The sequence below is a fragment of the Variovorax sp. J31P179 genome (assembly GCF_030316985.1).
Classification (GTDB): domain Bacteria; phylum Pseudomonadota; class Gammaproteobacteria; order Burkholderiales; family Burkholderiaceae_C; genus Variovorax; species Variovorax ginsengisoli_B.
Map to the genome: position 1 here is coordinate 36,486 of NZ_JASZYL010000021.1, position 23,654 is coordinate 60,139.

A 23,654-nucleotide genomic window follows, 5' to 3' on the forward strand; every position below is an offset into this window, starting at 1 on the left:
GGGCAAGGCACATGCAGGCATCCGCAACACCGACCGGGACCGCGGTGCTCGACCTGCACGTGGCCGAACTCCGTCAGCTGTTCAACTCGATGGACCCGGCGCCTTTCCGCGAGCGCGACCTCGATGCCAAGGCCCAGGACTACATCGTCGACTGGGCCCAGGAGGTGCCGGCCGGCCGGCCGCTGGAACTGGTCGTGCACGTCGGCGCCAAGACCGTTGCGCCGTCCGATGCCGCGATGCTGAAGGACGCGGTCGACGAATACTTCCGCCAGCGCGCGCTGGCCACCTGGCGCGGCTTGCGCAAGCTGTTCCGCATCGGCCGGATCAGCCTGCTGATCGGCGTGCTGTTCGTCGGCGCCGCCGCGGTGGTCGGCGAGTCGATCGCCAGCTTCGTCGGCCAGGGGCGCTACGCGACCCTGATCCACGACAGCCTCGTGATCGGCGCCTGGGTGGCGCTGTGGCGGCCGATGGAGATCTTTCTCTACGACTGGTGGCCGGTGCGCACCGAGGCCCGCCTGTTCGAGCGACTGAGCAGGATCGATGTCCGGCTGACCAGTGCCGGCGGCACGGAGGCGAGCGCATGAAGCCCGCCGCCGCCGATCCCGCCACCCCGGCCGCACCGTCGCGGCGCATCACGGCCGTGGTCCGCGGATTGATGCTGCTGGTGCTCTGGCTGCTGCTGATGCCCAGCCTCAAGCCCGCCGACCTCGGGGTGGGCCTGGTCGCCGTGGCCGCCGGAACCTTCGCCAGCCTGCGCCTGCTGCCGCCCGAGGCGGGGCATCTGCGCCTGGGCGCGCTGTTCGGCTTCCTGCCGCATTTCCTCTGGCAGTCGGTGCTGGCCGGCGTCGACGTCGCGCGCCGGGCGCTGTCGCCGCGGATGCCGCTGAAGCCCGGCTTCATCGTCTACAAGGTCGGCTTCCGTCCCGGCCTGGCGCGCAACGAGTTCGCCTCGATCACCAGCCTGCTGCCGGGCTCGGTGCCGGTCGCCGAATCGGAGCACGACATCACCTACCACTGCCTGGACCTCGACGCGCCGGTCGCCGAGCAGCTGGCGGCCGAGGAGCTGCGCCTGCGCCGCGCGCTGGTCGCCGGGGAGCGCCACCATGACTGAGTTCCTGCTCGGCGCTTCGGCCTTCGTGCTGCTGACGGTCGCGGTGGGCCTGATCTGCATCCTGCGCGGCCCGGACGACGTCGATCGCATGATGTCGGTGCAGCTGTTCGGCACCGCCGGCATCGCGGCCCTGCTGCTGCTGGGGGCCGCGATCGGCGCCGCGGCCGTGGTCGACCTGGCCCTGATCCTGGCCGTGCTGGCGGCCTTCGCCGCGCTGGCCTTCGTCAAGGCCGGCTCGCGCCCCGGTGCCGCGCACACAGAACCGGAGGACCGCGCATGAGGGCCATCCTGGACATCTTCACGATCGTCGCCGTGGTCGCTGGCGCCTTCTTCTTCCTCGCCGGCACCGTGGGCCTTCTGCGCTTCCCCGACACCTTCACGCGGGCACACGCGCTGACCAAGGCCGACAACCTCGGGCTTGGCCTGGTGGTGATCGGCCTGCTGCCGCAGATGGACGGCGTGATGGCCGGGCTCAAGCTGGTCCTGGTCTGGCTGATGGTGCTGCTGGCCTCGGCCACGGTGTCGCAGCTCATCGCGCGCGCGGCGCGGCGCGGCGGGTCCGACGGAGGCAAGTCATGACCCTGGCGCTGACCCTGGCCCTGGTGGGCCTGCTCATGGCGCTGGCCATCTGGACCGTGGTGGCGCGCGACACCTTCGCCGCCGTGACCGGCTTCGTCCCCTACGGGCTGCTGCTCACGCTGGCCTGGCTGCAGCTGCGCGCGGTCGACGTCGCGATGACCGAGGCGGCGATCGGCGCCGGCCTGACCGGCGTGCTGCTGATCGCCGCCGCCGCCCGGCTGCGCGCGACCGAGGCCCCGGCCTGGGCCGAGCGGCCCGGCCTCGCGACGCGGGTGCTGGCCGCGATCGTCTCCGCCGCCGTGGCCGCCGGCATCGGCGCCTGCGTGCTGCTGCTGCCCGATCCGGCGCCGAGCCTGGCGCCGGCGGTGGTCGAGAACATCGCCGCCACCGGCGTCGGCAATCCGATCACCGCGGTGCTGATGTCCTTCCGCGCGATGGACACGCTGCTCGAGGCCATCGTGCTGCTGCTGGGCCTGGTCGGCGTCTGGTCGCTGGCGCCCGACCGCTTCTGGGGCGGGCGGCCGGGGCCGGCGCCGACCGAAGACCCGAACAGCATCCTCGGCTACCTCGCGCGGGTGCTGCCGCCGATCGGGATCGTCGTCGGCGTCTACATCCTCTGGGTCGGCGCCGACCATCCGGGCGGCAAGTTCCAGGGCGCCACGGTGCTGGCCGCGATGTGGCTGCTGGTCATGATGGCCGGCCTGTCGGACGCGCCCGCGGTCGACCGGCGCTGGGTCCGGATCGCGCTGGCCGGCGGCCCGGCCGCATTCATCGCGGTCGGCCTGCTCGGCAGCGTCATCGCGGGCGCCTTCCTCGGCTATCCGGAGGCGTTCGCCAAGCCCCTGATCGTGGTCATCGAGGCGGCGCTGCTGCCGTCGCTGGCGGTCACGCTGGCGCTGCTCCTGACCGGGCCGCCGAGCAGGAAGGACAGCAGCGAATGAACACGCCCACCCTGCTCGGACTGTGCGCCGCGGTGCTGATCGGCCTGGGTCTCTACGGCCTCATCGTGAACCCGCATCCGCTGCGCAAGATCATGGCCTTCAACGTGATGGGCAACGGCATCTTCCTGGTCGCCGCCGTGATCGCGCGCCGCGGCGCCGGCGCCGGAATGGGCGGCGACCCGGTGCCGCAGGCCCTGCTGATCACCGCGCTGGTGGTGGCGTTTGCCGCCTCGGCCCTGGGGGTGGCTCTGGTGCTGCGGCTGTTCGAGGAAACCGGCTCGGCCTCGCTGACCGCGCCGGACGCCGCGCCGCGGACCCCTCCTTCCGAGAGCGAGGTCTAGGTGCCGCTCTCGATGCCCGCAGTGGATCCGGCGACGCCAGGCGGCCTGCTGCTGGTGCTGGCCGTGCTGCTGCCTTTCGTCGGCATGATGCTCGGCTTCGTGCTCGGCGGCCGGCGCGCGCAGCAGGTGGCCTGGGCGACGATCGTGCTCGGCATCGTGCTGATGGCCGCCATCGCGCACCGGCTGTGGGTGTCGGGCGACGCGCTGGTCTACCTGCTCGGCGGCTGGGCGCCGCCGCTCGGCGTCAGCCTGCGCGCCGATGGCCTGGCGGTCTGCATGATGGTGGCCGTGATGGTGGTGGTGGTCGGCATCGGCGTCTACGCCAACGGCGATTTCGGCACCCCTGCCGGAGTGCGCGAGAAGCGCTCCGCACTGACCTTCTGGCTGCTGCTGCTCGCGGTCTGGGGCTCGCTCAACCTCGTGTTCGTGAGCGGCGACGTCTTCACGCTGTACGTCGCGCTCGAGCTGCTCACCTTCGCCGGCGTGCCGCTGGTCAGCCTCGACGGCCGCGGCGAGACCTTGCAGGCCGCGCTGCGCTACCTGATCTATGCGCTGGTCGGCTCGATGTTCTACCTGCTCGGCGGCTTCCTGCTGTATGGCGCCTATGGCACCCTGGACATCGCGCTGCTGGGCCAGCGCATCGGCGCCGAGCCCGTGACCTGGATCGCCGCCGCGTCGATGACGGTCGGCCTGCTGGCCAAGACCGCGCTGTTCCCGCTCCACCTGTGGCTGCCCCCGGCGCATGCCGGCGCGCCGGCCGCCGCCAGTGCGCTGTTGTCGGCGCTGGTGATCAAGGGCGCCTGGTTCCTGGTCGTGCGGCTGTGGGTCGATGTCTTCGCCGGCGTCATCACGCTGCCCTCGGCCCAGCTGCTCGCGGCCCTCGGCGCCTCGGCGATCCTGGTCGGCAATGTCGTCGCCCTGCGGCAGGCGCGCCTGAAGCTGCTGATCGCCTACTCGACCGTGGCCCAGATCGGCTACCTGTTCCTGATGTTTCCGCTGGCCGCCGGGCTCGATGCCGCGCAGCTGGACAGCAGCTTCGCGGTCACCGGCGGGCTGCTGCAGGCGATCTCGCATGCGACCGCCAAGGCCGCGATGTTCATGGCGGCCGGGCTCATCTACACCACGCTCGGCCACGACCGCGTGGCCGACCTGCGCGGCGCCGGGCGGGCCCTGCCGATGACGATGACTGCCTTTGCGCTGGCCGGCGCCTCGCTGATCGGGCTGCCGCCCTCGGGCGGCTTCCTCGCCAAGTGGATGCTGCTGTCGGCGGCCATCGCCACCGCCCAGTGGTGGTGGGTGCTGGTGATGATGGCCGGCGGCCTCTTGACCAGCGCCTACGTCTTCATGGTGATGGTGCGCGCGATGGCGCCGGCCGCCCTCGGCTGGGTGCCGAAGGCGCGCGTGCCGGGCTACCAGCAGGGGGCCGTGCTGGCGCTCGCGCTGTGTTCGTTCCTGCTCGGCGCGGTGGCGCTGCTGCCGGTCGACGTCGCCCAGATCGGCCGCACCGGCCTGCTCGCGATGGGGGTCCGATGATCGGTTCCGTCACACTCGCCGCGATCGTGTTCGAAGTGCCGGTGCTGCTGCCGCTGGCGCTCGGCGTGCCGCTGCTGCTGCTGCTGGCCTGCGCGTTTCCCGGCCTGCGCCGGCGCCTGCCGGGGCTGTTCGCGCTGGCCCCGGTGCCGGCGCTGGCGGCAGCCCTCCTGGCCGGTGCCGAGCCGGACCTGGTGCTGGGCAATGCCTTCTTCTCGCTGACGTTCGCGCTCGACGCGCCGGGCGCGATGCTGCTCGGCGTCGCCGCGGTGCTGTGGATCTTCGCCGGTGCCTACGCGGCGCGCTGGCTGCGCGGGCGGCCCGACCGCGACGGCTTCATCGTCTGCTGGCTGATGACGCTGACCGGCTCGGTCGGCGTGTTCCTGGCGGCAGACCTGATCGGCTTCTACTTCCTGCTGGCCGTGCTCAGCGTCGGTGCCAGCGGCCTGGTGCTGCAGGGCGAGGGGCCGGATGCGTTCCGCGCCAGCGCGCTCTACCTCGGGCTGGCGCTGCTGGCCGAGGCCTTCCTGCTCGCCGGCCTGCTGCTGCTGGCCCTGGCCACGCCGGACGGCAGCCTGCTGATCGCCGATGCCGTGGCGGCGCTGCCGGGCTCGCCGTGGCGCGATCTCACGCTGCTGCTGCTCGTCGTGGGCCTCGGCATGAAGGCCGGCCTGCTGCCGCTGCACTTCTGGATGCCGATCGCCTACGGCGCGGCGCCGATCCCGGCCGCGGCGGTGATGAGCGGTGCCGTGGTCAAGGCCAGCATCATCGCGCTGGTCCGCTTCCTGCCCTTCGATGCCGCGCTGCCGTCCTTCGGCCTGCCGCTGGCCGCGCTCGGGCTCCTCGGCGCGCTCTACGGCGTGGCGATCGGCATCACGCAGACCCAGCCCAAGCTGGTCCTGGCCTACTCGAGCGTCAGCCAGATGGGATTCCTGGTGGCCGTGATCGGCATGGGCCTGGCCGCCGGCGACCCCGGCACCGCGCTGGCCGCGGCCTTCTACGCAGCCCACCACCTGCTCGTGAAGGGCGGCCTGTTCCTGGCCGTCGGCGTGGTCATGCTGACCGGCCGCCGTCACCTGTGGCCGATGCTGCTGCCGGCCGCGGTCATCGCGCTGGGGCTCGGCGGCCTGCCGCTGACCGGCGGCGCGCTGGCCAAGTACGCGGCCAAGGACTTCATGGGCAGCGGCCTGGCGGCCACCGTGGCCGTGGTGTCCTCGATCGCCACCACGCTCCTGATGGTCCATTTCCTGCGGCGGCTGGCCGCCGACACGGCGGTCGATCCGGGCGCCCGCGCGCCGTCGGTGCTGATGGCCTCCTGGCTGGCGATGGCGCTGGCCTCGGTGGCGCTGCCGTGGGCGCTGTGCCTGCTGCTTCCGCTCGGCGCGCTGCCCGAGGCCCTGTCGCCCGCGGCGCTGTGGGCCGCACTCTGGCCGGTGCTGATCGGTGCCGCCATCGCGGTCGGGCTGGACAGCCTCGGGCGGGCGCTGCCGCAGATCCCGGCCGGCGATCTCGGCGCGGCGCTGGGCCGGCTCGGCGGCCTGGTCGCCGCGGCCGGACGAGGATTCGAGACGATCGACACTTTCGCGCGGCGCTGGGCCGTTGCGAGCATTGCATTGCTGGTAGTGTCCCTGCTGTTCGGCTACGCGCTGATGGCACAGGGCTGAAGGAGAACGAGATGAGGAAGTCAACGCTCGCGGCGGTGTCCGCCGCGGTCCTGGTGGCCCTGGCGGGCTGCACGGTCGGGCCCGACTTCGTGCGGCCCGCGGTGCAGTCCCCGGCGGCCTGGCGGATCGACTACCCCATGGCGGCCGAAGTGGCCAACACCAAGTGGTGGGAGCAGTTCGGCGACCCGGTCCTGAACCAGCTGATCGAGACCGCGCTGCGCGACAACCTCGACGTCCGGATCGCGGCGGCCCGCATCGACCAGTTCCTCGGGGCCCTGACGACCACCGATTCGCAGGCCTATCCGCAGTTCGGCTACGGCGCCGGGGCGGCCCGCACGCGCGCCAGCCGCGAGGGCCAGCCGCCGATCCCCGAGCCCGCGAGCAATTACTTCTCGCTCTACCAGGCCAGCCTCAACGCCGGCTGGCAGGTCGACCTGTTCGGCCGCGTCCGGCGCCTGAGCGAGGCCGCGCAGGCGCAGGTCTACGCCAGCCAGGAGGGCCAGCGCGGCGTAGTTCTGACGCTCGTGACCGGCGTGGCGACCAGCTACATCGCGCTGCGGGCACTCGACCGGCAGGTCGAGATCGCCAAGTCCACCGCCGCCAACTTCGGCGAGACCGCGCGCATCTTCGACCTGCGCTTCAAGCGCGGACTGGTCTCGCAGACCGAGGTGACGCAGGTGCGCTCCCAGTACCAGCAGGCGCTCACCGCGATCCCGACCTTCGAGCAGCAGATCGCGGCGCTCGAGAACCAGATCTCTATCTTGCTGGGCCGCGACCCGGCGCCGATCCCGCGCGGCAAGACCATCGACGAGCTCGCCGCGCCGCTGATCCCGGCCGGCCTGCCTTCCGACCTGCTGCAGCGGCGCCCGGACATCCTGGCGGCCGAGCAGAACCTGGTGGCCGCCAACGCCAGCATCGGCGTCGCCCGCTCCCTCTACTACCCGAGCCTGTCGCTGACCGGCGCGCTGGGTTCCACCAGCACCGCCTTCGGCAACTTCCTGACCGGGCCGGCGACCACCTGGTCGGTGGTCGCGGGCCTCACCGGCCCGATCTTCACCTTCGGCGCCATCGAGGGCCAGGTCCGATCGGCCGAGGCCCAGAAGGCACAGGCCGAGCTGGTCTACCGGCAGACCGTGCTGGGCGCCTTCCGCGACACCAACAGCGCGCTGATCGGCACCCAGAAGAGCATCGAGGGGGTCGAGTACCAGCGCGGACGGGTCAAGGCGCTGCGCGAGTTCGCTCGCCTGTCCAGGCTCAAGTTCGAGGCCGGCCTGATCGGCTACCTCGAGGTGCTGGTGGCCGACAACGAACTGTTCGCGGCCGAGCTGTCTTTCGTGAACCTGCAGGCCAACCGCTACTCGCAGGCGATCAACGTCTACCAGGCGATGGGCGGCGGCTGGGTCGACCTCGCGGATGCGCAGACGCCGCGTCCGGTCGGCATGGCCGGCGGCCCGCGCACGCCTTGATCCCGCGCGGCATGAACGAGCGCTTCCAGACCCTGGTCTACGGCACGGCGATCGCGCTGATGATCGGCTGGGTCTTCTACATCGGGCGCAATGTCTTCGTGCCGATCATGTTCAGCGTCTTCGTGGTCTACGTGATCCTCGGTCTGGCGCGCCTGATTGGCAAGGTGCCGCTGCTGGGGCCGGCGCTGCCGCAGCTGGTGATCTCGATCCTCTCGGTGCTGATCATCGCGCTCGGGCTCGCCATGGTGGTCTACACGATCCTGGCCAACAAGGACAGCGTGATCGCGATGGCGCCGCGCTACCAGGAGTCGCTGCTGGCGGCGGTGCAGCGGGTCGCGGTGCTGATGCGGGTCGAGGCCGAGCCGACCTGGACCACGCTGCGGCGCGACCTGCTTTCCCAGGTGAGCCTGCAGCGGGTGGCGGCGTCGGCGCTTGCTTCGGTGTCGTCGCTGTTCGCCACCGTGATCGTGGTCGCGCTGTACGCCTGCTTCCTGCTGGTCGAGCGGACCCACCTCGACGTCAAGATCCTGGCCATCGCACGCAGCCCCGAGCAGGCACGGCGCATCAAGCAGGTCATCGCCGACATCAACGCCCGGGTCGGCGCCTACCTGGCGCTCAAGACCTTCCTCGGGGTGCTGCTCGGCGCGCTCAGCTACGTGATCATGCGTTTCGCCGGCCTCGAGTTCGCCGGCTTCTGGGCCGTGATGATCGCGCTGCTCAACTACGTGCCCTACATCGGCTCGTTCCTGAGCGTCGTGCTGCCGGGCCTGATGGCCGTGGCCCAGTTCGGCAGTGCCGGCGAGGCGATCCAGATCATGATGTCGCTGGCGGTGGTCCAGTTCGTGATCGGCAACTTCCTGGACCCCTACGTCATGGGGAATTCGCTCAACCTGAGCCCGTTCGCGATCCTCGTGAGCCTGGCGGTCTGGGTCGCCCTCTGGGGCGTGCCGGGCGCCTTCCTGGCGGTGCCGATCACCGCGATGATGACCATCATCTTCTCGGAGTTCCCCGGCACCCGCCCCATCGCCGTCCTGCTGTCGCAGAACGGCAAGCCCTGACGCCCTCAAGTTTCGGCGCGGCTGGCCGATATACGGTCAGCGCATGCCCTCGCCGCGTCGGGCGGGTGGCGTGCCGCGACGAGGAGCCAGCGTGAAACTGAGGTCGATGCAGGGTCGCTGCAGTCCGGGCCCGAGGGGGCGGGGATGAGCTTGGCCGTCTATGGCTACGATGCCTTCAAGGTGCTGGCCTTCGCCGCGCCGGTGGCCGGCTTCGCCGCCGTCGCCCATGTGCGCGCCACGCGGCGCCGGGAACAGGCGCGGCGGGTCGAAAGCGCGAGCCGCAGCTGCCGGCAGGTCTTCGTCGAAGTGCCGGGACTCCCCGGCGCGCCCTCCGATTCGGTCTCCTTCGAGCTGACGCCGCAATTGCTGGGCTGGCTCGCCGCCGCCCAGAGCGGTTCCCTGAAAGGCATCGACACGCCCGACGCCGTGATGCTGGCCTTCGACGTCGAGGCGGCTTGGAAGGGCGTGCGGCCTGCCGGGGCCGGCGACGACCCGGACACCCGCAGCCAGCTGGTCGCGACCCGCGAGCGCTTCTTCGTGCGATCGGTCGATGCCCGCCGCAACAGCGCCCCGGTGTCGTTGCGCGCGATGCTCGATGCGCATCGCAGCCTCGCGGAGGGCGAGCCGCTCCATTGCTCGGTCGATGGCCTGATCGGCGTCAGGCCGGTGCGGCGCTTGCGGGTCGAGGCGGCGGCGGTGGTGGCCAAGCAGTTCTACTGGGTGCGGGCGAACGGGGCGGGGCCGCCACGCTCTCCGCCGAGTTAGGTAGGATTGCGGGCTGTCCGCTGCGCTTGCGGGCAATCTCGCAATTCAAGGACTCCGCATGACCACCCCCAGCTACCCCGACACCCGCCTGCTGATCGATGGCGAATGGTGTGACGCCCTGAGCGGCAAGACCCAGGACGTGATCAACCCGGCCACCGGCCAGCCGATCGGCAAGGTCGCCTTCGCCGCGACCGCCGACCTCGACCGTGCGCTCGATGCGGCCCAGCGCGGCTTCGAAGCCTGGCGCCGGATCCCGGCCAACGAGCGCGCCGCCACCATGCGCAAGGCCGCCGGCCTTTTGCGCGAGCGCGCCGCCGACATCGCCCGCATCCTCACGCTGGAGCAGGGCAAGCCCTTCGCCGAGGCCCGCGGCGAGGTGCTCGCCGGCGCCGACATCATCGAATGGTTCGCCGACGAAGGCCGCCGTGTCTATGGCCGCATCGTGCCGTCGCGCAACCTGGCGGCGCAGCAACTGGTGCTGAAGGAACCCCTGGGCCCGGTCGCCGCCTTCACGCCCTGGAACTTCCCGATCAACCAGATCGTCCGCAAGCTCGGCGCGGCGCTGGCCAGCGGCTGCTCCTTCCTGTGCAAGGCGCCCGAAGAAACGCCGGCTTCGCCCGCCGCGCTGCTGCAGACCTTCGTCGATGCCGGCGTGCCGCGCGGGACGGTGGGCCTGGTGTTCGGCGATCCGGCCCAGATCTCGAACTACCTGATTCCGCATCCGATCATCCGCAAGGTGACCTTCACCGGCTCGACGCCGGTGGGCAAGCAGCTCGCGGCCCTGGCCGGCCAGCACATGAAGCGCGCGACCATGGAGCTCGGCGGCCATGCCCCGGTGATCGTCGCGGCCGACGCCGACGTCGAGCTGGCCGTCAAGGCCTCGGGCGGCGCCAAGTTCCGCAATGCCGGGCAGGTCTGCATCTCGCCGACCCGCTTCCTGGTGCACAACAGCATCCGCGACGCCTTCGCCCAGGCGATGGTCAAGCATGCCGAGAGCCTCAAGCTCGGCGACGGCCTGGCCGAAGGCACGACGCTCGGCCCGCTGGCCAACGCCCGCCGCCTCGGCGCCATGGCCAAGGTGCTCGAGGACGCCCGCGCCACCGGCGCCAAGGTCGCGACCGGCGGCGAGCGCGTCGGCAGCAGCGGCAACTTCTTCGCGCCCACGGTGCTGACCGACGTCTCGCTCGAGGCCGACGTCTTCAACAACGAACCCTTCGGCCCGATCGCGGCGATCCGCGGCTTCGACTCGCTCGACGAGGCGATCACCGAGGCCAACCGGCTGCCCTTCGGCCTGGCCGGCTATGCCTTCACCCAGTCGATCAAGAACGCCCACCTGCTGTCGCAGCGCATGGAAGTCGGCATGCTGTGGATCAACCAGCCGGCCGCGCCTTCGCCCGAGATGCCTTTCGGCGGCATCAAGGATTCGGGCTATGGCTCGGAAGGCGGTCCGGAGGCGATGGAGAACTACCTCAACACCAAGGCCGTCTCGATCATGGCCATCTGACGCACCGCAGGCGCGGGGGCCGCGCGGATGAGCGGCCCTTGCGTCGGCGGCGCAGCGGACCACAATGTCGGGCATGCCAAAGCTCTTGCTGCGCCGGTTCCTGGTCTGTGTCTGCCTGCTGCTGCCGGCGCTGGTCTGGGCGCAGACCCAGCTCGGCAGCGCCGCCGCACTGCAGGCGAAATTCGAGGCGGTCAAGTCGCAGTTCGACAAGAACGCCTTCGGCCGGCCGCTGGTGCTCGAATCGACCGAGGCCTCGGGCCAGCTGAGCGGCAACATCTTCGCGCTGGTCGACCATCCCTTCGACCAGGTCAGCGCCGCGCTGGTCAAGCCGGCGGTCTGGTGCGACGTCCTGATGCTGCACCTCAACACCAAGTACTGCGCCGTGCGAGGCGGCGGGGCGGCGACCACGCTGGCGGTGTCGGTGGGCCGCAAGTTCGACCAGCCGCTGTCGGACGCGCAGCGCATCGATTTCGTCTGGCAGCCTCCGGTCTCGACGGCCGACTACATGAGCGCCCGGCTGAGCGCCGACAAGGGGCCGCTGTCGACGCGCGACTACCGCATCGAGGTCGAGGCCACGCCGCTGCCCAATGGCAAGACCTTCCTCCACATGGCCTACGCCTATGCCTACGGCACCGCGGCCCGGATCGCGATGCAGGGCTACCTATCGACCCTGGGCAGCGACAAGGTGGGCTTCAGCGCCACCAAGGACAAGGACGCATCCGGCCAGCCCAGCCTGGTCGGCGGCGTGCTCGGGGTGGTGGAGCGCAACACGATGCGCTACTACCTCGCGATCGACGCCTACCTCGATTCGCCGGCCGAGGCCGAATTGCCCAAGCGCCTGGCCCAGTGGTTCGACAGCACCGAGCGCTATGCGCGCCAACTGCACGAGGTGGACCGCAGCGACTACCTCGAGATGAAGCGCAATGAATACAAACGGCTGAAGACCCAATAAGCCGAGCGTTCGCACCCGGTAAAAGCGCCCTTGCATCCGCGCCAGATGCACATGTATCCTTGTGTATCTGAAAGGGCTGCCCATGTCCATGGAACTGGATTTCCACCTCCACAAGATTCAGTCGCTGAGTCCCAAGGCGGCCAAGATCGCGCTGCGGATGCTGGACCGCGATCCGCGCGTCCCGACTGAATGGGTGATGGCCTTGCGTCCGGCGCTGGTCGACCGCAGCAGCGACGCGGAATCCTTTGGCGGCACCGACTGGATGACCATCGCGGCCATCGAGCGGCCCGGCATCCGGCGCTTCACCGAGCACTTCGAGAGCCGCGAGCAGCGACATGCGCGGCTGTGGGTGCTGAGCCTCCGGACCGCGACCAAGCGCCATGACCGCGCCGAGCCTGGCGAGAGCCTCTACGGCGCGCTCTAGCGCGTGTGCGACGCCGGGCCGGCGTCTTCGCGGCCGTTCATTTCTTGCGTCCCGCTCCGCCCCTGAGCAGTTCGCTCCGGTGCTTCTGAACCTCGGCCAGCCGCTTGAGTTCAGCCGCGCAGTCGGCCTGGGTCGCGACCAGCACGATGGGGCTGCGGCGCAGCGACGTGATGGTCTTCTCGACCTGCACCGGGTCCCGGTTCTTGATGACCAGTCCGGCCGCCACCGCGGCCCTGGATTGCTTGTAGAAGGCCTTCTCGAAGCCCGGCGTACCGCAGCGCGCGGCGATCACCCGCAGGTCGGCCTCCTGCTGTTCACCCGAAATCGGCGCTTCGCCCCCGGCCTGCTGGGCGCCGGCCATCATGGGCATGCCGATGACCGCTGCGGTCACCACGGCTGCGATGTTGAACCTCGTTGTTGTCATCTGTCCCCCTGCTTCCTGGAAATGCGCTGTCGCAGGTGCCATCGTACGACCTCGGAGGCCCGATGCGCCATCGCCGGCGCGCCCGGCCCGATTGCCCGAAAGGGCAATGGCGCCTGCCCGTTGGTCCAATTTGCAGCGATTGCACGGTCACCCAAGATGCTCTCGTGGCCAGAGGTTGCGAATCGAACAGGAGTGGTCCGGAACGCTCCCCTTCACCAGGAGACCGCATGACGATCGCGAAGCGCCCGCTCCGGCTGGCCATGGCGGCGGCATCGTTCGCGGCCTGCGGCGCCTGGGCCCAGGACGACGCCGACCTGCAGAAGAAATTGGCGAACCCGATCGCCGACATCGTCACCTTGCCATTCCAGTGGACCACCAACTACAACGCCGGGCCCTTCGAGAAGCCGCAATACACGCTCAACATCCAGCCGGTCTATCCGATCAAGATCGGCGGCGGCTGGTCGCTGATCAACCGTGCCATCGTTCCGCTGCTGTCGAACCCCGCGGTGCTGCCGGGCCAGGACCGCAAGAACGGTCTCGGCGACATCACCTACGAAGGTTTCTTCGCGCCGCCGGCGGGCGAAGGCGGATGGATCTGGGGCTTCGGTCCCGCGATGGTCCTGCGCTCCGCCACCGACGACCGGCTGGGCGCGGGCAAGTGGTCGCTCGGCCCGGCGGTGGTCGGGCTCAAGGAGTCCGGCCCCTGGACCGTGGGCGCGCTGACGACCCAGGTCTGGTCCGTCGCCGGCGACGACAACCAGCCGAACGTGAGTGCCTTCACGTTCCAGCCCATCGTCAGCTACCGGCTGGATTCGACGCAGTCGCTCGGCTACATCGGGATCGTCACGGCCGACTGGGAGCAGAAGCGTTCGAGCCAGCGCTGGACGGTGCCGCTCGGCGTGTCGTATTCGCTGCTGGTGCGGCCCGAGGGCTTCGTGCCGATGAATTTCGTCGTCGGTGCGGGCTACAACGTGATCCGGCCCGACAATGCGTCCGACTGGTTCGTCCGGTTCCAGGTCAATTTCGTTCTTCCCAAATGAGGAGCCAGGCATGCGTGCGAGCGACACACTGAAGGGGCTGGCCATCGTGCTGGCGATGGCCGGAGCGGCAACCGCGGCCGCCACCCCGTTGACCTTCTACAACGGGATACGCGAAACGCCGATCACCAAGTTCAACAAGGCCGACATGGCCCTGATGAACAAGACGGTCTACGGGGCGCTGGACTCGGGCGCCGACGGCGTCAAGGTCAGCTGGGAGAACCCGGACACCTCCAGCAGCGGCAGCGTCACGCCGGCCAAGGACCCGAAGGGCCGGGCGTCGTGCCGGCTGGCGCAGATCGAGAACCGCCACAAGAACCTGCTCGGCTCGGGCAGCTATATCTTCTGCAAGAACACCAAGTCCAAGACGCCGCCGTGGGAGCTGATTGCGCCCTGGAATGGCGGCTGATCCGAGGCGCGCCCATGCCCGCCCTGCGCATCCTCCTTCTGCTTCGCGGCGCGGTCAGCGTGCTGTTCGCGCTGTCCAAGCTGGCGCCGGCAACGATTCCGGCGGCGATGTCGTTGAACCGCAACGGCACTTTCTCGATGATCGACGGCTTGCTCGGGCTGGCCCTGGCCTTCGCGGTGTCGAAGTCGCCGCGCTACAAGTGGCTGTTCGGGCTGGTGCTGGCCGACGCGCTGGTGCGCCTGCTGATCGGCATCGTGGCGATCGCTGCCCCGGACATCGAGGGCCGCATCCTGGGCTCGATCGCCTTCTTCGGCGCCATCATCACGGCCTGCGTGGCACTCGGCGTGTTCGGGCTTTTCTTCGCGCTGAGGGGCGGTCGCGAGGGGCCGGCCGACGCGCGCGGCGGGATCGTGCCGGCGCTGGTGGTCAGCGCCTGCACCCTGGTGCTGGGCGTGGGCCTGCTGTTCGGCTTCGGATCGGTCGATGCGCGCCGGCTGCTGATCGGCGGTGTCGCGCTGGGGATCGGCCTGTGCCTGCTTCTGAGCGGCTTTCTCTCGAAGGACCCACGGTCCATTCGCTGAGCTCAGGCGCCGGCGTGGCTGGCGCCGTCCGGCGTCACGCCCAGCTGGCCCACGGCGCGCACCAAGTCGGCCAGGGAGCTCACCTCCATCTTCTCCATGACGTGCGCGCGATGGGCCTTCACGGTGCGTTCGGCGGCGCCGAGCTGGGCGCTGATCTGCTTGTTGAGCGCGCCGTTGACGACCATTTCCATGACCTGCCTTTCGCGCGGGCTGAGCCGCGAATAGCGGGTCTGCAGGGCGCACAGCCGGCGTCGCGCCTGGCGCCGCACGGCGTCGTCCTCGATCGCCTTGCGGACCACGGTCAGCAGCGTCTCGCTGTCCACCGGCTTGAACAGGAAATCCGAGGCGCCGGCCTTCATGGCCCGCAGCGTCTCGTGCACCGTGGCCTCCGCGGTCACGAAGATCACGGGCAGGGGTTCGGGCTGGCTGGCGACCATCTCCTGCAGGTCGAGGCCGCTGGGACCGGGCATGTGGATGTCCAGCACCAGGCAACCCGGTGCGCCGCCGATGCCTTCGAGCAGCATCTCGCCGACCGATCCGTACTCCATCACCTGGTGCCCCGCGCCTTTGAGAAGCCGCTGCAGGGCGCGCCGGAAGGCGATGTCGTCATCGATCAGCCGGACGACGGGGGATTCCCCGTCCGCGGCAGCACTGATTTGCTTTCCCATGCCAATCCTCCAGGCGCCCGCAGGCGAAGGTGAATTGAACACGCGCCCTGGGGGCATGACAAGCTGCCCTTTGGTGTAAGTGAAGCCCATTCAGCTATTTATGTAGCTATTTAGTTTTCTTAATTAGGCTGTCATTTTTTGCAGGCGCAAAAAAACCGGCCTCGCTCGTGGCGTGGGCCGGTTGGTTCAGGAGCCGCTGGTTTACAGGGCGGCCTGGCGCGTCGTGCCGTTGGTGCGCGGGCCGGTGAATTGCGGCGGGATCACGCTGTTGGCGAAGGATTCGATCCGCACGTTCTGGTTCGGCCGGTGGGCGGCGGCGACGGCTTCGCTGCGCACCGACGAACGATCGCGCGCGCTGGCGATGGTGGTCACGCCGTTGTTGTAGCCTTCCGCGTAGGGGTTCGCGCTGTGGGCCGCGACTGCGGCCTGGGCGCTCACTTCGGCGCGGCTGTTGGCGGAAGTGAGCGCATGCACGCCGTCATAGGTTTCGGCTTGGGCGCCAGCGGCGGCAAGCAGCGACAGGGTGGCGGCGGCGATGATTTGCGAGGTCTTCATTTCAGTTGTCCTTGTTGGTTTGAACGGGCGGAGGGCGCTTCGGCGATCCGTCCACGCAAGTCTAGGGCTGAACACTAAGTAAAAACCCTAATGAAATCGAACCGCGGTGTTGCTGGAAACGAAACAATCGGCCGACGACCTGCCGGCATAACCGATCCGCGCCGATGTTGCGACGCGGCATCGCGAAATTGCAATGGCACGCTCAGTCGGGGTCGAGGCGCCGGCCATAGGCGCTGAAGCTCGCCGCCTTCAGTGCCTTCATCATCACCTTGGCGGCCGGCGACAGCAGCCGGTCGGTCCGCGTGATGATGCCGAAAGCATCCATGTGGCAGGGCATCTCGACCGGCAGCAGCGCCACGATGCCGTGGCTCGCGTAGTAGCGCGCCACGTCGGTGGCCAGCACCGCGACCATGTCGCTCTGCTGCAACATGCGGGTGATGAAGAGCAGCGCCGCGGTCTCGATCACGTTGATCGGCGGTGCCAGCCCTTCTTCCTGGAACATCAGTTCGAAGCGGTGCCGCAGCACGCTGCCGGCGGGCGGCACGATCCAGCCGGCCGACACCAGGTCGCGCAGGCTCAGGCCGCTGACACCGAGCAGCGGATGGCCCGGGCGCACCAATGCGCACACCGGTTCCTCGGTCAGGGCCTCGTAGCGCAGGTTGGTCTTGTCGTGCTCGGCGAACAGCCGTGCCACCAGCAGGTCGAGCTTGCCCTGCTCGAGGCGTTCGAGCAGCACCGGGCTGGTCTCGATCTCGACCGACACCCGCAGGTTGGGCTGCTCGCGCTTCACCTCGGCCACCGCCGGCGGCAGCAGCACCAGGCCCGGTGCGGTGATGACGCCGATATTGACCTGGCCGGCGCGGCCGGCCTTGAGCGCGCTGAGTTCGTCGTGCGCCTGGTTCAGGCTCGCCAGCGCGACCCGGGCGTGGCGGATCATGATCTCGCCATACCAGGTGGGCCGCATGCCGCGCGGCAGGCGGTCGAACAGCGACACCTCGAGCACATCCTCGAGGTCCTTCAGGAGCTTGGAGGCCGCCGGCTGCGTCATGTTGAGCACCTGGGCCGCGCGATGGATGTTGCCCTCCTCGGCCAGGGCCACCAGCAACAGCAGCTGCCGGGTCTTGAGTCGCGCACGGATGAACCAGTGCGTGTAGTTGGTCATGGGGTTTACCTGAATGCTTCTTCGGATATGCATTCGATCCAAATCTTGATTGGAAAGATATGGGTGTGATTCCTAGACTCGCGTCACCGTGAAACGCAGCGAACTCCAACAGAAAGCCCGCCAGTACATCAATGGCCGTTGGGAAAGCGGCGTCACGACGGGCCTGAGCGAGAACCCGTCCGATACCCGCGAAGTGGTGGCCGAATACGCGCGGGCCGACCGCAGCCAGACCGAGGTGGCGGTCCGCGCCGCGGCCGATGCCTTTCCGCACTGGAGCCAGAGCACGCCGCAGCGGCGCGCCGATGCGCTCGACCAGATCGGCAGCGAGCTGCTGGCCCGGCGCGAGGAACTCGGCCTGCTGCTGGCGCGCGAGGAGGGCAAGACCCTGGCCGAGGCCGTCGGCGAGGCCGCGCGGGCCGGCCACATCTTCAAGTTCTTCGCCGGCGAGGCGCTGCGCGCGAGCGGCGGCGAGATGCTGGCTTCGGTGCGGCCGGGGGTGCAGGTCGACGTGACGCGCGAACCGCTCGGCGTGGTCGGGCTGATCACGCCCTGGAACTTCCCGCTCGCGATCCCGGCCTGGAAGATCGCGCCGGCGCTGGCCCATGGCAACAGCGTGGTGTTCAAGCCGTCCGAACTGGTGCCGGCCTGCGGCTGGGCGTTGGCCGAGATCATCAGCCGGGCCGCGCTGCCGGCGGGCACCTTCAACCTCGTGATGGGCAGCGGCCGCGAGGTCGGCCAGGCGATGGTCGACAGTGCGGGCGTGGACGCGATCAGCTTCACCGGCTCGGTCGCCACCGGCGAGCAGATCCTGCACGCCGCGACGCGGCGGCGGGCCAAGGTGCAGCTCGAGATGGGCGGCAAGAATCCGCTGCTGGTGCTGGCCGACGCCGATCTCGATCGGGCGGTCGACTGCGCCGTGCAGGGCGCCTACTTCTCGACCGGCCAGCGCTGCACCGCATCCAGCCGGCTGATCGTCGAGGGCGCCGTGCACGACGCCTTCGTGGCGCGGCTGCGCCACCGGCTGGCGGCGCTCAAGGTCGGGCATGCGCTGGAGCGCGGCACCGACATCGGCCCGGTGGTCGACCGCGCGCAACTGGCACAGAACCTGGCCGCCGTCGGCGCCGCGCGCGAGGAGGGCGCCGAGCACGTCTGGGGCGGTGAAGCGCTGCAGCGCGCGACGGTCGGCCATTACATGAGCCCGGCGCTGTTCCTGGCGCGGCCCGAGCACCGCATCGCGCGCGACGAGATCTTCGGTCCGGTGGCCTGCGTGCTGCGTGCCGACGACTACGACCATGCGCTGCAGATCGCCAACGACACGCCCTTCGGGCTCTGCGCCGGCATCTGCACCACTTCGCTCGCGCGTGCCATGCATTTCAAGCGGCATGCGAAGGTCGGCATGACGATGGTCAACCTGCCGACCGCCGGCGTCGACTACCACGTGCCTTTCGGCGGCCGCAAGGCTTCGAGCTATGGGCCGCGAGAACAGGGCCGGCATGCGGCGGAGTTCTACACCAGCGTAAAGACAGGCTACGTGCTGGCCTGAGCAAACAACGATAACGACAAGAGTTGCTTTTTTCACCACGCCAACCAGGAGACATCATGAAACTGAACCGTCGTACGCTCAATATCGCGCTCGCATCCGCCACGTTGTCCTCGCTGCTGCCGGCCACGGCCCTGGCGCAGAAGAAGCCCGTACTCGGCTTCGCCCAGGTCGGCGCCGAAAGCGAATGGCGCACCGCCAACTCCGAGTCGATCAAGTCGGCCGCGGCCGACGCCGGGATCGAGCTCAAGTTCTCGGATGCCCAGCAGAAGCAGGAGAACCAGATCAAGGCGATCCGGTCGTACATCGCGCAGAAGGTCGACGTCATCGCCTTCTCGCCGGTGGTCGAATCGGGCTGGGACACGGTGCTGCTCGAGGCCAAGGCGGCCAAGATCCCGGTAGTGTTGACCGACCGCTCGGTCAACACCAAGGACGACTCGCTCTATGTCACTTTCATGGGCTCGGACTTCGTCGAGGAAGGCCGCAAGGCCGGCCGCTGGCTGGTCGAGAAGGAAAAGGGCAACCCCGGCCCGATCAACATCGTCGAGCTGCAGGGCACGGTGGGCTCGGCGCCGGCGATCGACCGCAAGAAGGGCTTCGAGGAGATCATCAAGGCCGACCCGAAGTTCAAGATCATCCGCTCGCAGACCGGCGACTTCACGCGCGCCAAGGGCAAGGAGGTGATGGAAGCCTTCCTGAAGGCCGAGGGCAAGAAGATCAACGTGCTGTTCGCGCACAACGACGACATGGCGATCGGCGCGATCCAGGCCATCGAGGAAGCCGGAATGAAGCCGGCGCAGGACATCATCATCATCTCGATCGACGCCGTGAAGGGCGCCTTCGAGGCCATGATGGCCGGCAAGCTCAATGTCTCGGTCGAGTGCAGCCCGCTGCTGGGCCCGCAGCTGATGGCCGCGGTGGCCGACATCAAGGCCGGCAAGCCGCTGCCCAAGCGCATCCTGACCAAGGAAGGGATCTTCCCGATGGAAGTCGCCAAAGCCGAATTCCCGAACCGCAAGTACTGAGACCGCGCGCGGCGCCGTGCGACAGCGCAGCGCCGCGCGTTCGCAAATACAACTAGGAGACCTTCTCATGAAACGCACTTTCATCAAGACCCTGCTGGCCGGCGCCGCCCTGGGACTGTTCGGCCTGGCGCCGCTGGCACAGGCCCAGGACAAGGGCCTGGTCGCGATCTCGATGCCGACCAAGTCGTCGGCGCGCTGGATCGCCGACGGTTCGAACATGGTCAAGTACTTCAACGAGAAGGGCTACAAGACCGACCTGCAGTACGCCGACGACGACATCCCGAACCAGCTGGCGCAGGTCGAGAACATGGTGACCAAGGGCGCCAAGGTGCTGGTGATCGCGGCCATCGACGGCACCACGCTGTCGGACGTGCTGCAGAAGGCGGCCGACAAGGGCGTCAAGGTGATCGCCTACGACCGACTCATCAAGGGCTCGAAGAACGTCGACTACTACGCCACCTTCGACAACTACCAGGTCGGCGTGCTGCAGGCCAGCTACATCGAGAACGCGCTCAAGCTCAAGGAGGGCAAGGGCCCCTACAACATCGAGCTGTTCGGCGGCTCGCCCGACGACAACAACGCCTTCTTCTTCTACAACGGCGCGATGTCGGTGCTCAAGCCCTATATCGACAGCGGCAAGCTGGTGGTGCGCAGCAAGCAGATGGGCATGGACAAGGTCTCGACCTTGCGCTGGGACGGCGCGGTGGCGCAGGCCCGGATGGACAACCTGCTGTCGGCCTACTACACCAAGGACCGGGTCGACGCGGTGCTGTCGCCGTACGACGGCCTCTCGATCGGCATCATCTCGTCGCTCAAGGGCGTGGGCTATGGCTCGGCGCAGCAGCCGATGCCGGTGGTGACCGGCCAGGACGCCGAGGTGCCGTCGGTCAAGTCGATCCTGAAGAAGGAGCAGACCTCGACCGTGTTCAAGGACACGCGCGAACTGGCGAAGGTGACGGTGGGCATGGTGGACGCGATGCTGGCCGGCAAGACGCCCGAGGTGAACGACACCAAGACCTACAACAACGGCGTCAAGGTCGTGCCGTCGTACCTGCTGAAGCCGGTCAGCGTCGATGCCTCGAACTGGAAGCAGACGCTGGTCGACAGCGGCTACTACAAGGAGAGCCAGATCAAGTAGGCCGGTGAACGGCGTGCGGGTGGAAGGAGCCACGGTGAACGATGTGATCCTGGAGATGCGCGGCATCACCAAGACCTTTCCGGGCGTGAACGCGCTGGACAACGTCAACCTCGCGGTGCGCGCGGGCGAGATCCATGCCGTGGTCGGCGAGAACGGCGCGGGCAAGTCGACGCTGATGAAGGTGCTGAGCGGCGTGTATCCCTGCGACTCGTACCAGGGCGAGATCCACTTCGAGGGCCAGCTGCGCCGCTTCAAGGACATCTCCGACAGCGAGAAGCTCGGCATCATCATCATCCACCAGGAGCTGGCGCTGGTGCCGCTGCTGTCGATCGCGGAGAACATCTTCCTCGGCAACGAGACGGCGCGCGGGGGCGTGATCGACTGGTTCGAGGCCTATGCCCGCACCCGCGCCCTGCTGGCCAAGGTCGGGCTCAAGGAGCCGCCGACGGCGCTGATCACCAACCTGGGCGTCGGCAAGCAGCAGCTGGTCGAGATCGCCAAGGCGCTCTCGAAAGAGGTCAAGCTGCTGATCCTCGACGAGCCGACCGCGAGCCTGAACGAGAGCGACAGCGATGCCCTGCTGCGCCTGCTGCTGGAGCTGAAGGCGCAGGGCATCGCGTCGATCCTCATCTCGCACAAGCTCAACGAGATCGCCAAGGTGGCCGATTCGATCACCGTGCTGCGCGACGGCGCGACCGTCGAGACCATGGACTGCCGCGGCGCGCCGATCAGCGAGGACCGCATCATCCGCGGCATGGTTGGGCGCGACATGGCGCACCGCTACCCGGAGCGCAGGCCGGACATCGGCGAGACCATCTTTGAAGTGCGCGACTGGCACGTGCACCATGCGCTGCACGCCGATCGCGAGCAGATCAAGGGCGTCGACCTGCATGTACGGCGCGGCGAGATCGTCGGCATCGCAGGGCTGATGGGCGCGGGCCGCACCGAGTTCGCGATGAGCGTGTTCGGGCGCTCCTACGGACAGCGCATCAGCGGCTCGGTGCACATGCACGGCAAGGAAGTCGATGTGAGCACCATCCGCAAGGCGATCGACCATGGCATCGCCTACGTCACCGAGGACCGCAAGAGCGCCGGGCTGGTGCTGGAGGAGGACATCCGCAAGAACGTGAGCCTCGCCAACCTGGCGGCGGTGTCCGAGCGCGGGGTGATCGACGACGGCCGGGAGTTCAAGGTCGCGAACGACTACCGGCGCGCGCTCAACATCCGCTGTGCCGGCGTGGACCAGCGCGTGGTCAACCTCTCGGGTGGCAACCAGCAGAAGGTGGTGCTGAGCAAATGGCTGTTCGCCCAGCCCGAACTGCTGATCCTCGACGAGCCCACGCGCGGCATCGATGTCGGCGCCAAGTACGAGATCTACACCATCATCGAACGGCTTGCGAGCGAAGGGAAAGGCATCCTCATGATTTCGTCGGAACTGCCCGAGCTGCTCGGCATGTGCGACCGCATCTACGTGATGAACGAGGGGCGCTTCGTCGCCGAGTTTCCGGCCGCCGAGGCCTCGCAGGAGAAGATCATGCGCGTCATAGTCGCTTCCGGGAGCAGCGTCCATGCCGCCTGAAGTCGAGGCCGTGAAGGCCGCCACCCACCTGGCGCCGGCGGCGCCCGGCGCCCACGCCGGCTTCCTCAAGAACAACCTGCGCGAGTACGGCATGCTGATGTCGCTGGTCGCGATCATGGTGCTGTTCCAGGTGCTGACCGACGGCACCCTGATGCGGCCGCTGAACCTCACCAACCTGCTGCTGCAGAACAGCTACATCGTGATCATGGCGCTGGGCATGCTGCTGGTGATCGTGGCCGGCCACATCGACCTGTCGGTGGGCTCGGTGTGCGGCTTCATCGGCGCGCTGGCGGCGGTGCTGATGGTCGAGTATGAATGGCACTTCGTGCCGACCTTCATCGTCTGCCTCATCGCCGGCGGCGCGATCGGCGCGGCGCAGGGCTGGTTCGTGGCCTTCTTCCGGATCCCGTCGTTCATCGTCACGCTGGCCGGCATGCTGGTGTTCAAGGGCCTGACCCTGGCGCTGCTCGCGGGCCAGTCGGTGGGCCCTTTCCCGGAGGCCTTCCAGAAGCTCAGCTCGGGCTTCGTGCCCGACCCGCTGGGCGGCGAGAGCCTGCGCTCCACCTCGCTGCTGCTCGGCGCGCTCGCCGCCGCGGCGCTGGTCTTCTTCAAGCTGCGCGGCCGGGCCAAGCTGGCCAAGCACGGCATGGAGACCGAACCCTACGTCTTCTTCCTCGGCAAGAACCTGTTCTTCGCTGCCGTCATCCTGCTGCTGAGCTACCTGCTGGCGACCTACAAGGGCCTGCCGAACGTGCTGATCGTGATGTCGGTACTGATCGTCGCCTACGACTTCGTCACCAACCGCACCACCGTGGGCCGGCGCATCTACGCGCTGGGCGGCAACGAGAAGGCGGCCCGGCTGTCGGGCGTCAAGACCCAGCGGCTGGCCTTCCTGACCTTCGTCAACATGGGCGTGCTGGCGGCGCTCGCCGGCCTGGTGTTCGCGGCCCGGCTCAACACGGCGACGCCGAAGGCCGGCCTCGGCTTCGAACTCGACGTGATCGCGGCCTGTTTCATCGGCGGGGCGTCGGCCTCGGGCGGCGTCGGCCGCGTGATGGGCGCGGTCATCGGCGCCTTCATCATGGGCGTGATGAACAACGGCATGTCGATCCTCGGCATCGGCATCGACTACCAGCAGGTGATCAAGGGGCTGGTGCTGCTGGCGGCGGTGTTCGTCGATGTCTACAACAAGAACAAATAG

The 23,654-nt window shown here is 68.8% G+C and carries 26 protein-coding genes; 22 read left to right on the plus strand and 4 right to left on the minus strand.

Going from position 1 to position 23,654, the window contains the following annotated elements; genetic code table 11:
* Positions 1-11: 11 nt before the first annotated feature.
* The 14 genes from QTI17_RS32180 to QTI17_RS32245 all read left to right on the plus strand — a co-directional run bounded on the left by QTI17_RS32180 (position 12) and on the right by QTI17_RS32245 (position 12,335).
* Positions 12-584, plus strand: a complete 573-nt coding sequence (locus QTI17_RS32180) for a hypothetical protein (protein ID WP_286537999.1) — start codon at positions 12-14, stop codon at positions 582-584.
* Positions 581-1,111, plus strand: coding sequence for a Na+/H+ antiporter subunit E (locus QTI17_RS32185; RefSeq protein WP_286538000.1), 531 nt, complete (start codon positions 581-583; stop codon positions 1,109-1,111). The genes QTI17_RS32180 and QTI17_RS32185 overlap by 4 nt, the downstream gene beginning before the upstream one ends.
* Positions 1,104-1,391 (plus strand): MrpF/PhaF family protein, encoded by a 288-nt coding sequence (locus QTI17_RS32190; RefSeq protein ID WP_286538002.1) that lies wholly within the window; start codon positions 1,104-1,106, stop codon positions 1,389-1,391. The genes QTI17_RS32185 and QTI17_RS32190 overlap by 8 nt, the downstream gene beginning before the upstream one ends.
* The gene (locus QTI17_RS32195; RefSeq protein ID WP_286538005.1) at positions 1,388-1,690 is read left to right on the plus strand and encodes a cation:proton antiporter; all 303 of its coding nucleotides are present in this window, start codon (positions 1,388-1,390) and stop codon (positions 1,688-1,690) included. Before QTI17_RS32190 ends, QTI17_RS32195 begins: the two co-directional genes overlap by 4 nt.
* Complete coding sequence (locus QTI17_RS32200; protein ID WP_286538008.1) at positions 1,687-2,631, plus strand: hydrogenase subunit MbhD domain-containing protein; 945 nt, start codon at positions 1,687-1,689, stop codon at positions 2,629-2,631. The genes QTI17_RS32195 and QTI17_RS32200 overlap by 4 nt, the downstream gene beginning before the upstream one ends.
* Positions 2,628-2,972: an NADH-quinone oxidoreductase subunit K gene (locus QTI17_RS32205; RefSeq protein ID WP_286538010.1), complete on the plus strand. Its 345-nt coding sequence runs from the start codon at positions 2,628-2,630 to the stop codon at positions 2,970-2,972. Before QTI17_RS32200 ends, QTI17_RS32205 begins: the two co-directional genes overlap by 4 nt.
* 12 nt (positions 2,973-2,984) lie before the next feature.
* Positions 2,985-4,505: a complex I subunit 5 family protein gene (locus QTI17_RS32210; RefSeq protein WP_286538011.1), complete on the plus strand. Its 1,521-nt coding sequence runs from the start codon at positions 2,985-2,987 to the stop codon at positions 4,503-4,505.
* The gene (locus QTI17_RS32215; protein ID WP_286538012.1) at positions 4,502-6,166 is read left to right on the plus strand and encodes a proton-conducting transporter transmembrane domain-containing protein; all 1,665 of its coding nucleotides are present in this window, start codon (positions 4,502-4,504) and stop codon (positions 6,164-6,166) included. Before QTI17_RS32210 ends, QTI17_RS32215 begins: the two co-directional genes overlap by 4 nt.
* Positions 6,167-6,177: 11 nt before the next feature.
* A complete protein-coding gene (locus tag QTI17_RS32220; RefSeq protein WP_286538015.1) occupies positions 6,178-7,632 on the plus strand; it encodes an efflux transporter outer membrane subunit in 1,455 nt (484 codons plus the stop codon).
* Between the two features lie 11 nt (positions 7,633-7,643).
* Positions 7,644-8,690, plus strand: a complete 1,047-nt coding sequence (locus QTI17_RS32225; protein WP_286538018.1) for an AI-2E family transporter — start codon at positions 7,644-7,646, stop codon at positions 8,688-8,690.
* Between the two features lie 144 nt (positions 8,691-8,834).
* Positions 8,835-9,455 carry a hypothetical protein gene (locus QTI17_RS32230; RefSeq protein WP_286538021.1) on the plus strand — a complete coding sequence of 207 codons (621 nt, stop codon included), beginning with the start codon at positions 8,835-8,837 and terminating at the stop codon, positions 9,453-9,455.
* Between the two features lie 58 nt (positions 9,456-9,513).
* A complete protein-coding gene (locus QTI17_RS32235) occupies positions 9,514-10,959 on the plus strand; it encodes an NAD-dependent succinate-semialdehyde dehydrogenase (protein ID WP_286538023.1) in 1,446 nt (481 codons plus the stop codon).
* 73 nt (positions 10,960-11,032) lie between these two features.
* A complete protein-coding gene (locus QTI17_RS32240) occupies positions 11,033-11,911 on the plus strand; it encodes a hypothetical protein (RefSeq protein ID WP_286538024.1) in 879 nt (292 codons plus the stop codon).
* Between the two features lie 82 nt (positions 11,912-11,993).
* Positions 11,994-12,335: a hypothetical protein gene (locus QTI17_RS32245; protein WP_286523644.1), complete on the plus strand. Its 342-nt coding sequence runs from the start codon at positions 11,994-11,996 to the stop codon at positions 12,333-12,335.
* Between the two features lie 37 nt (positions 12,336-12,372).
* Here the strand turns inward: QTI17_RS32245 and QTI17_RS32250 are convergent, their stop codons facing one another.
* Positions 12,373-12,759, minus strand: a complete 387-nt coding sequence (locus QTI17_RS32250) for a hypothetical protein (RefSeq protein ID WP_286538025.1) — start codon at positions 12,757-12,759, stop codon at positions 12,373-12,375.
* A 227-nt stretch (positions 12,760-12,986) separates the two neighbouring features.
* Here QTI17_RS32250 and QTI17_RS32255 point away from each other — a divergent pair, with 227 nt between their 5' ends.
* Genes QTI17_RS32255 through QTI17_RS32265 form a run of 3 tightly spaced genes read left to right on the plus strand, consistent with a single transcriptional unit; the run spans position 12,987 to position 14,786 of the window.
* The gene (locus QTI17_RS32255) at positions 12,987-13,799 is read left to right on the plus strand and encodes a hypothetical protein (protein WP_286538027.1); all 813 of its coding nucleotides are present in this window, start codon (positions 12,987-12,989) and stop codon (positions 13,797-13,799) included.
* A 10-nt stretch (positions 13,800-13,809) separates the two neighbouring features.
* Positions 13,810-14,205, plus strand: a complete 396-nt coding sequence (locus tag QTI17_RS32260) for a hypothetical protein (RefSeq protein ID WP_286538028.1) — start codon at positions 13,810-13,812, stop codon at positions 14,203-14,205.
* Positions 14,206-14,219: 14 nt separating this feature from the next.
* Positions 14,220-14,786, plus strand: coding sequence for a hypothetical protein (locus QTI17_RS32265; RefSeq protein WP_286538029.1), 567 nt, complete (start codon positions 14,220-14,222; stop codon positions 14,784-14,786).
* Between the two features lie 2 nt (positions 14,787-14,788).
* Here QTI17_RS32265 and QTI17_RS32270 read toward each other — a convergent pair whose 3' ends face one another.
* The 3 genes from QTI17_RS32270 to QTI17_RS32280 all read right to left on the minus strand — a co-directional run bounded on the left by QTI17_RS32270 (position 14,789) and on the right by QTI17_RS32280 (position 17,171).
* Positions 14,789-15,454, minus strand: a complete 666-nt coding sequence (locus QTI17_RS32270; RefSeq protein WP_286538031.1) for a response regulator transcription factor — start codon at positions 15,452-15,454, stop codon at positions 14,789-14,791.
* Positions 15,455-15,655: 201 nt separating this feature from the next.
* Positions 15,656-16,009: an alpha/beta hydrolase gene (locus QTI17_RS32275; protein WP_286538032.1), complete on the minus strand. Its 354-nt coding sequence runs from the start codon at positions 16,007-16,009 to the stop codon at positions 15,656-15,658.
* 202 nt (positions 16,010-16,211) lie between these two features.
* Positions 16,212-17,171: a LysR family transcriptional regulator gene (locus tag QTI17_RS32280; RefSeq protein ID WP_286523633.1), complete on the minus strand. Its 960-nt coding sequence runs from the start codon at positions 17,169-17,171 to the stop codon at positions 16,212-16,214.
* Between the two features lie 88 nt (positions 17,172-17,259).
* On the opposite strand from QTI17_RS32280, the gene QTI17_RS32285 reads away from it, so the two are divergent.
* The 5 genes from QTI17_RS32285 to mmsB all read left to right on the plus strand — a co-directional run bounded on the left by QTI17_RS32285 (position 17,260) and on the right by mmsB (position 23,654).
* Complete coding sequence (locus QTI17_RS32285) at positions 17,260-18,714, plus strand: aldehyde dehydrogenase family protein (RefSeq protein WP_286538034.1); 1,455 nt, start codon at positions 17,260-17,262, stop codon at positions 18,712-18,714.
* A gap of 56 nt (positions 18,715-18,770) precedes the next feature.
* Positions 18,771-19,736: an ABC transporter substrate-binding protein gene (locus QTI17_RS32290; protein ID WP_286538035.1), complete on the plus strand. Its 966-nt coding sequence runs from the start codon at positions 18,771-18,773 to the stop codon at positions 19,734-19,736.
* A 67-nt stretch (positions 19,737-19,803) separates the two neighbouring features.
* The gene (chvE, locus tag QTI17_RS32295; protein ID WP_286523629.1) at positions 19,804-20,874 is read left to right on the plus strand and encodes a multiple monosaccharide ABC transporter substrate-binding protein; all 1,071 of its coding nucleotides are present in this window, start codon (positions 19,804-19,806) and stop codon (positions 20,872-20,874) included.
* 55 nt (positions 20,875-20,929) lie between these two features.
* On the plus strand, positions 20,930-22,453 hold the full coding sequence (gene mmsA, locus QTI17_RS32300; RefSeq protein WP_286538059.1) for a multiple monosaccharide ABC transporter ATP-binding protein: 1,524 nt from the start codon (positions 20,930-20,932) through the stop codon (positions 22,451-22,453).
* The gene (gene mmsB, locus QTI17_RS32305) at positions 22,443-23,654 is read left to right on the plus strand and encodes a multiple monosaccharide ABC transporter permease (protein WP_286538036.1); all 1,212 of its coding nucleotides are present in this window, start codon (positions 22,443-22,445) and stop codon (positions 23,652-23,654) included. The genes mmsA and mmsB overlap by 11 nt, the downstream gene beginning before the upstream one ends.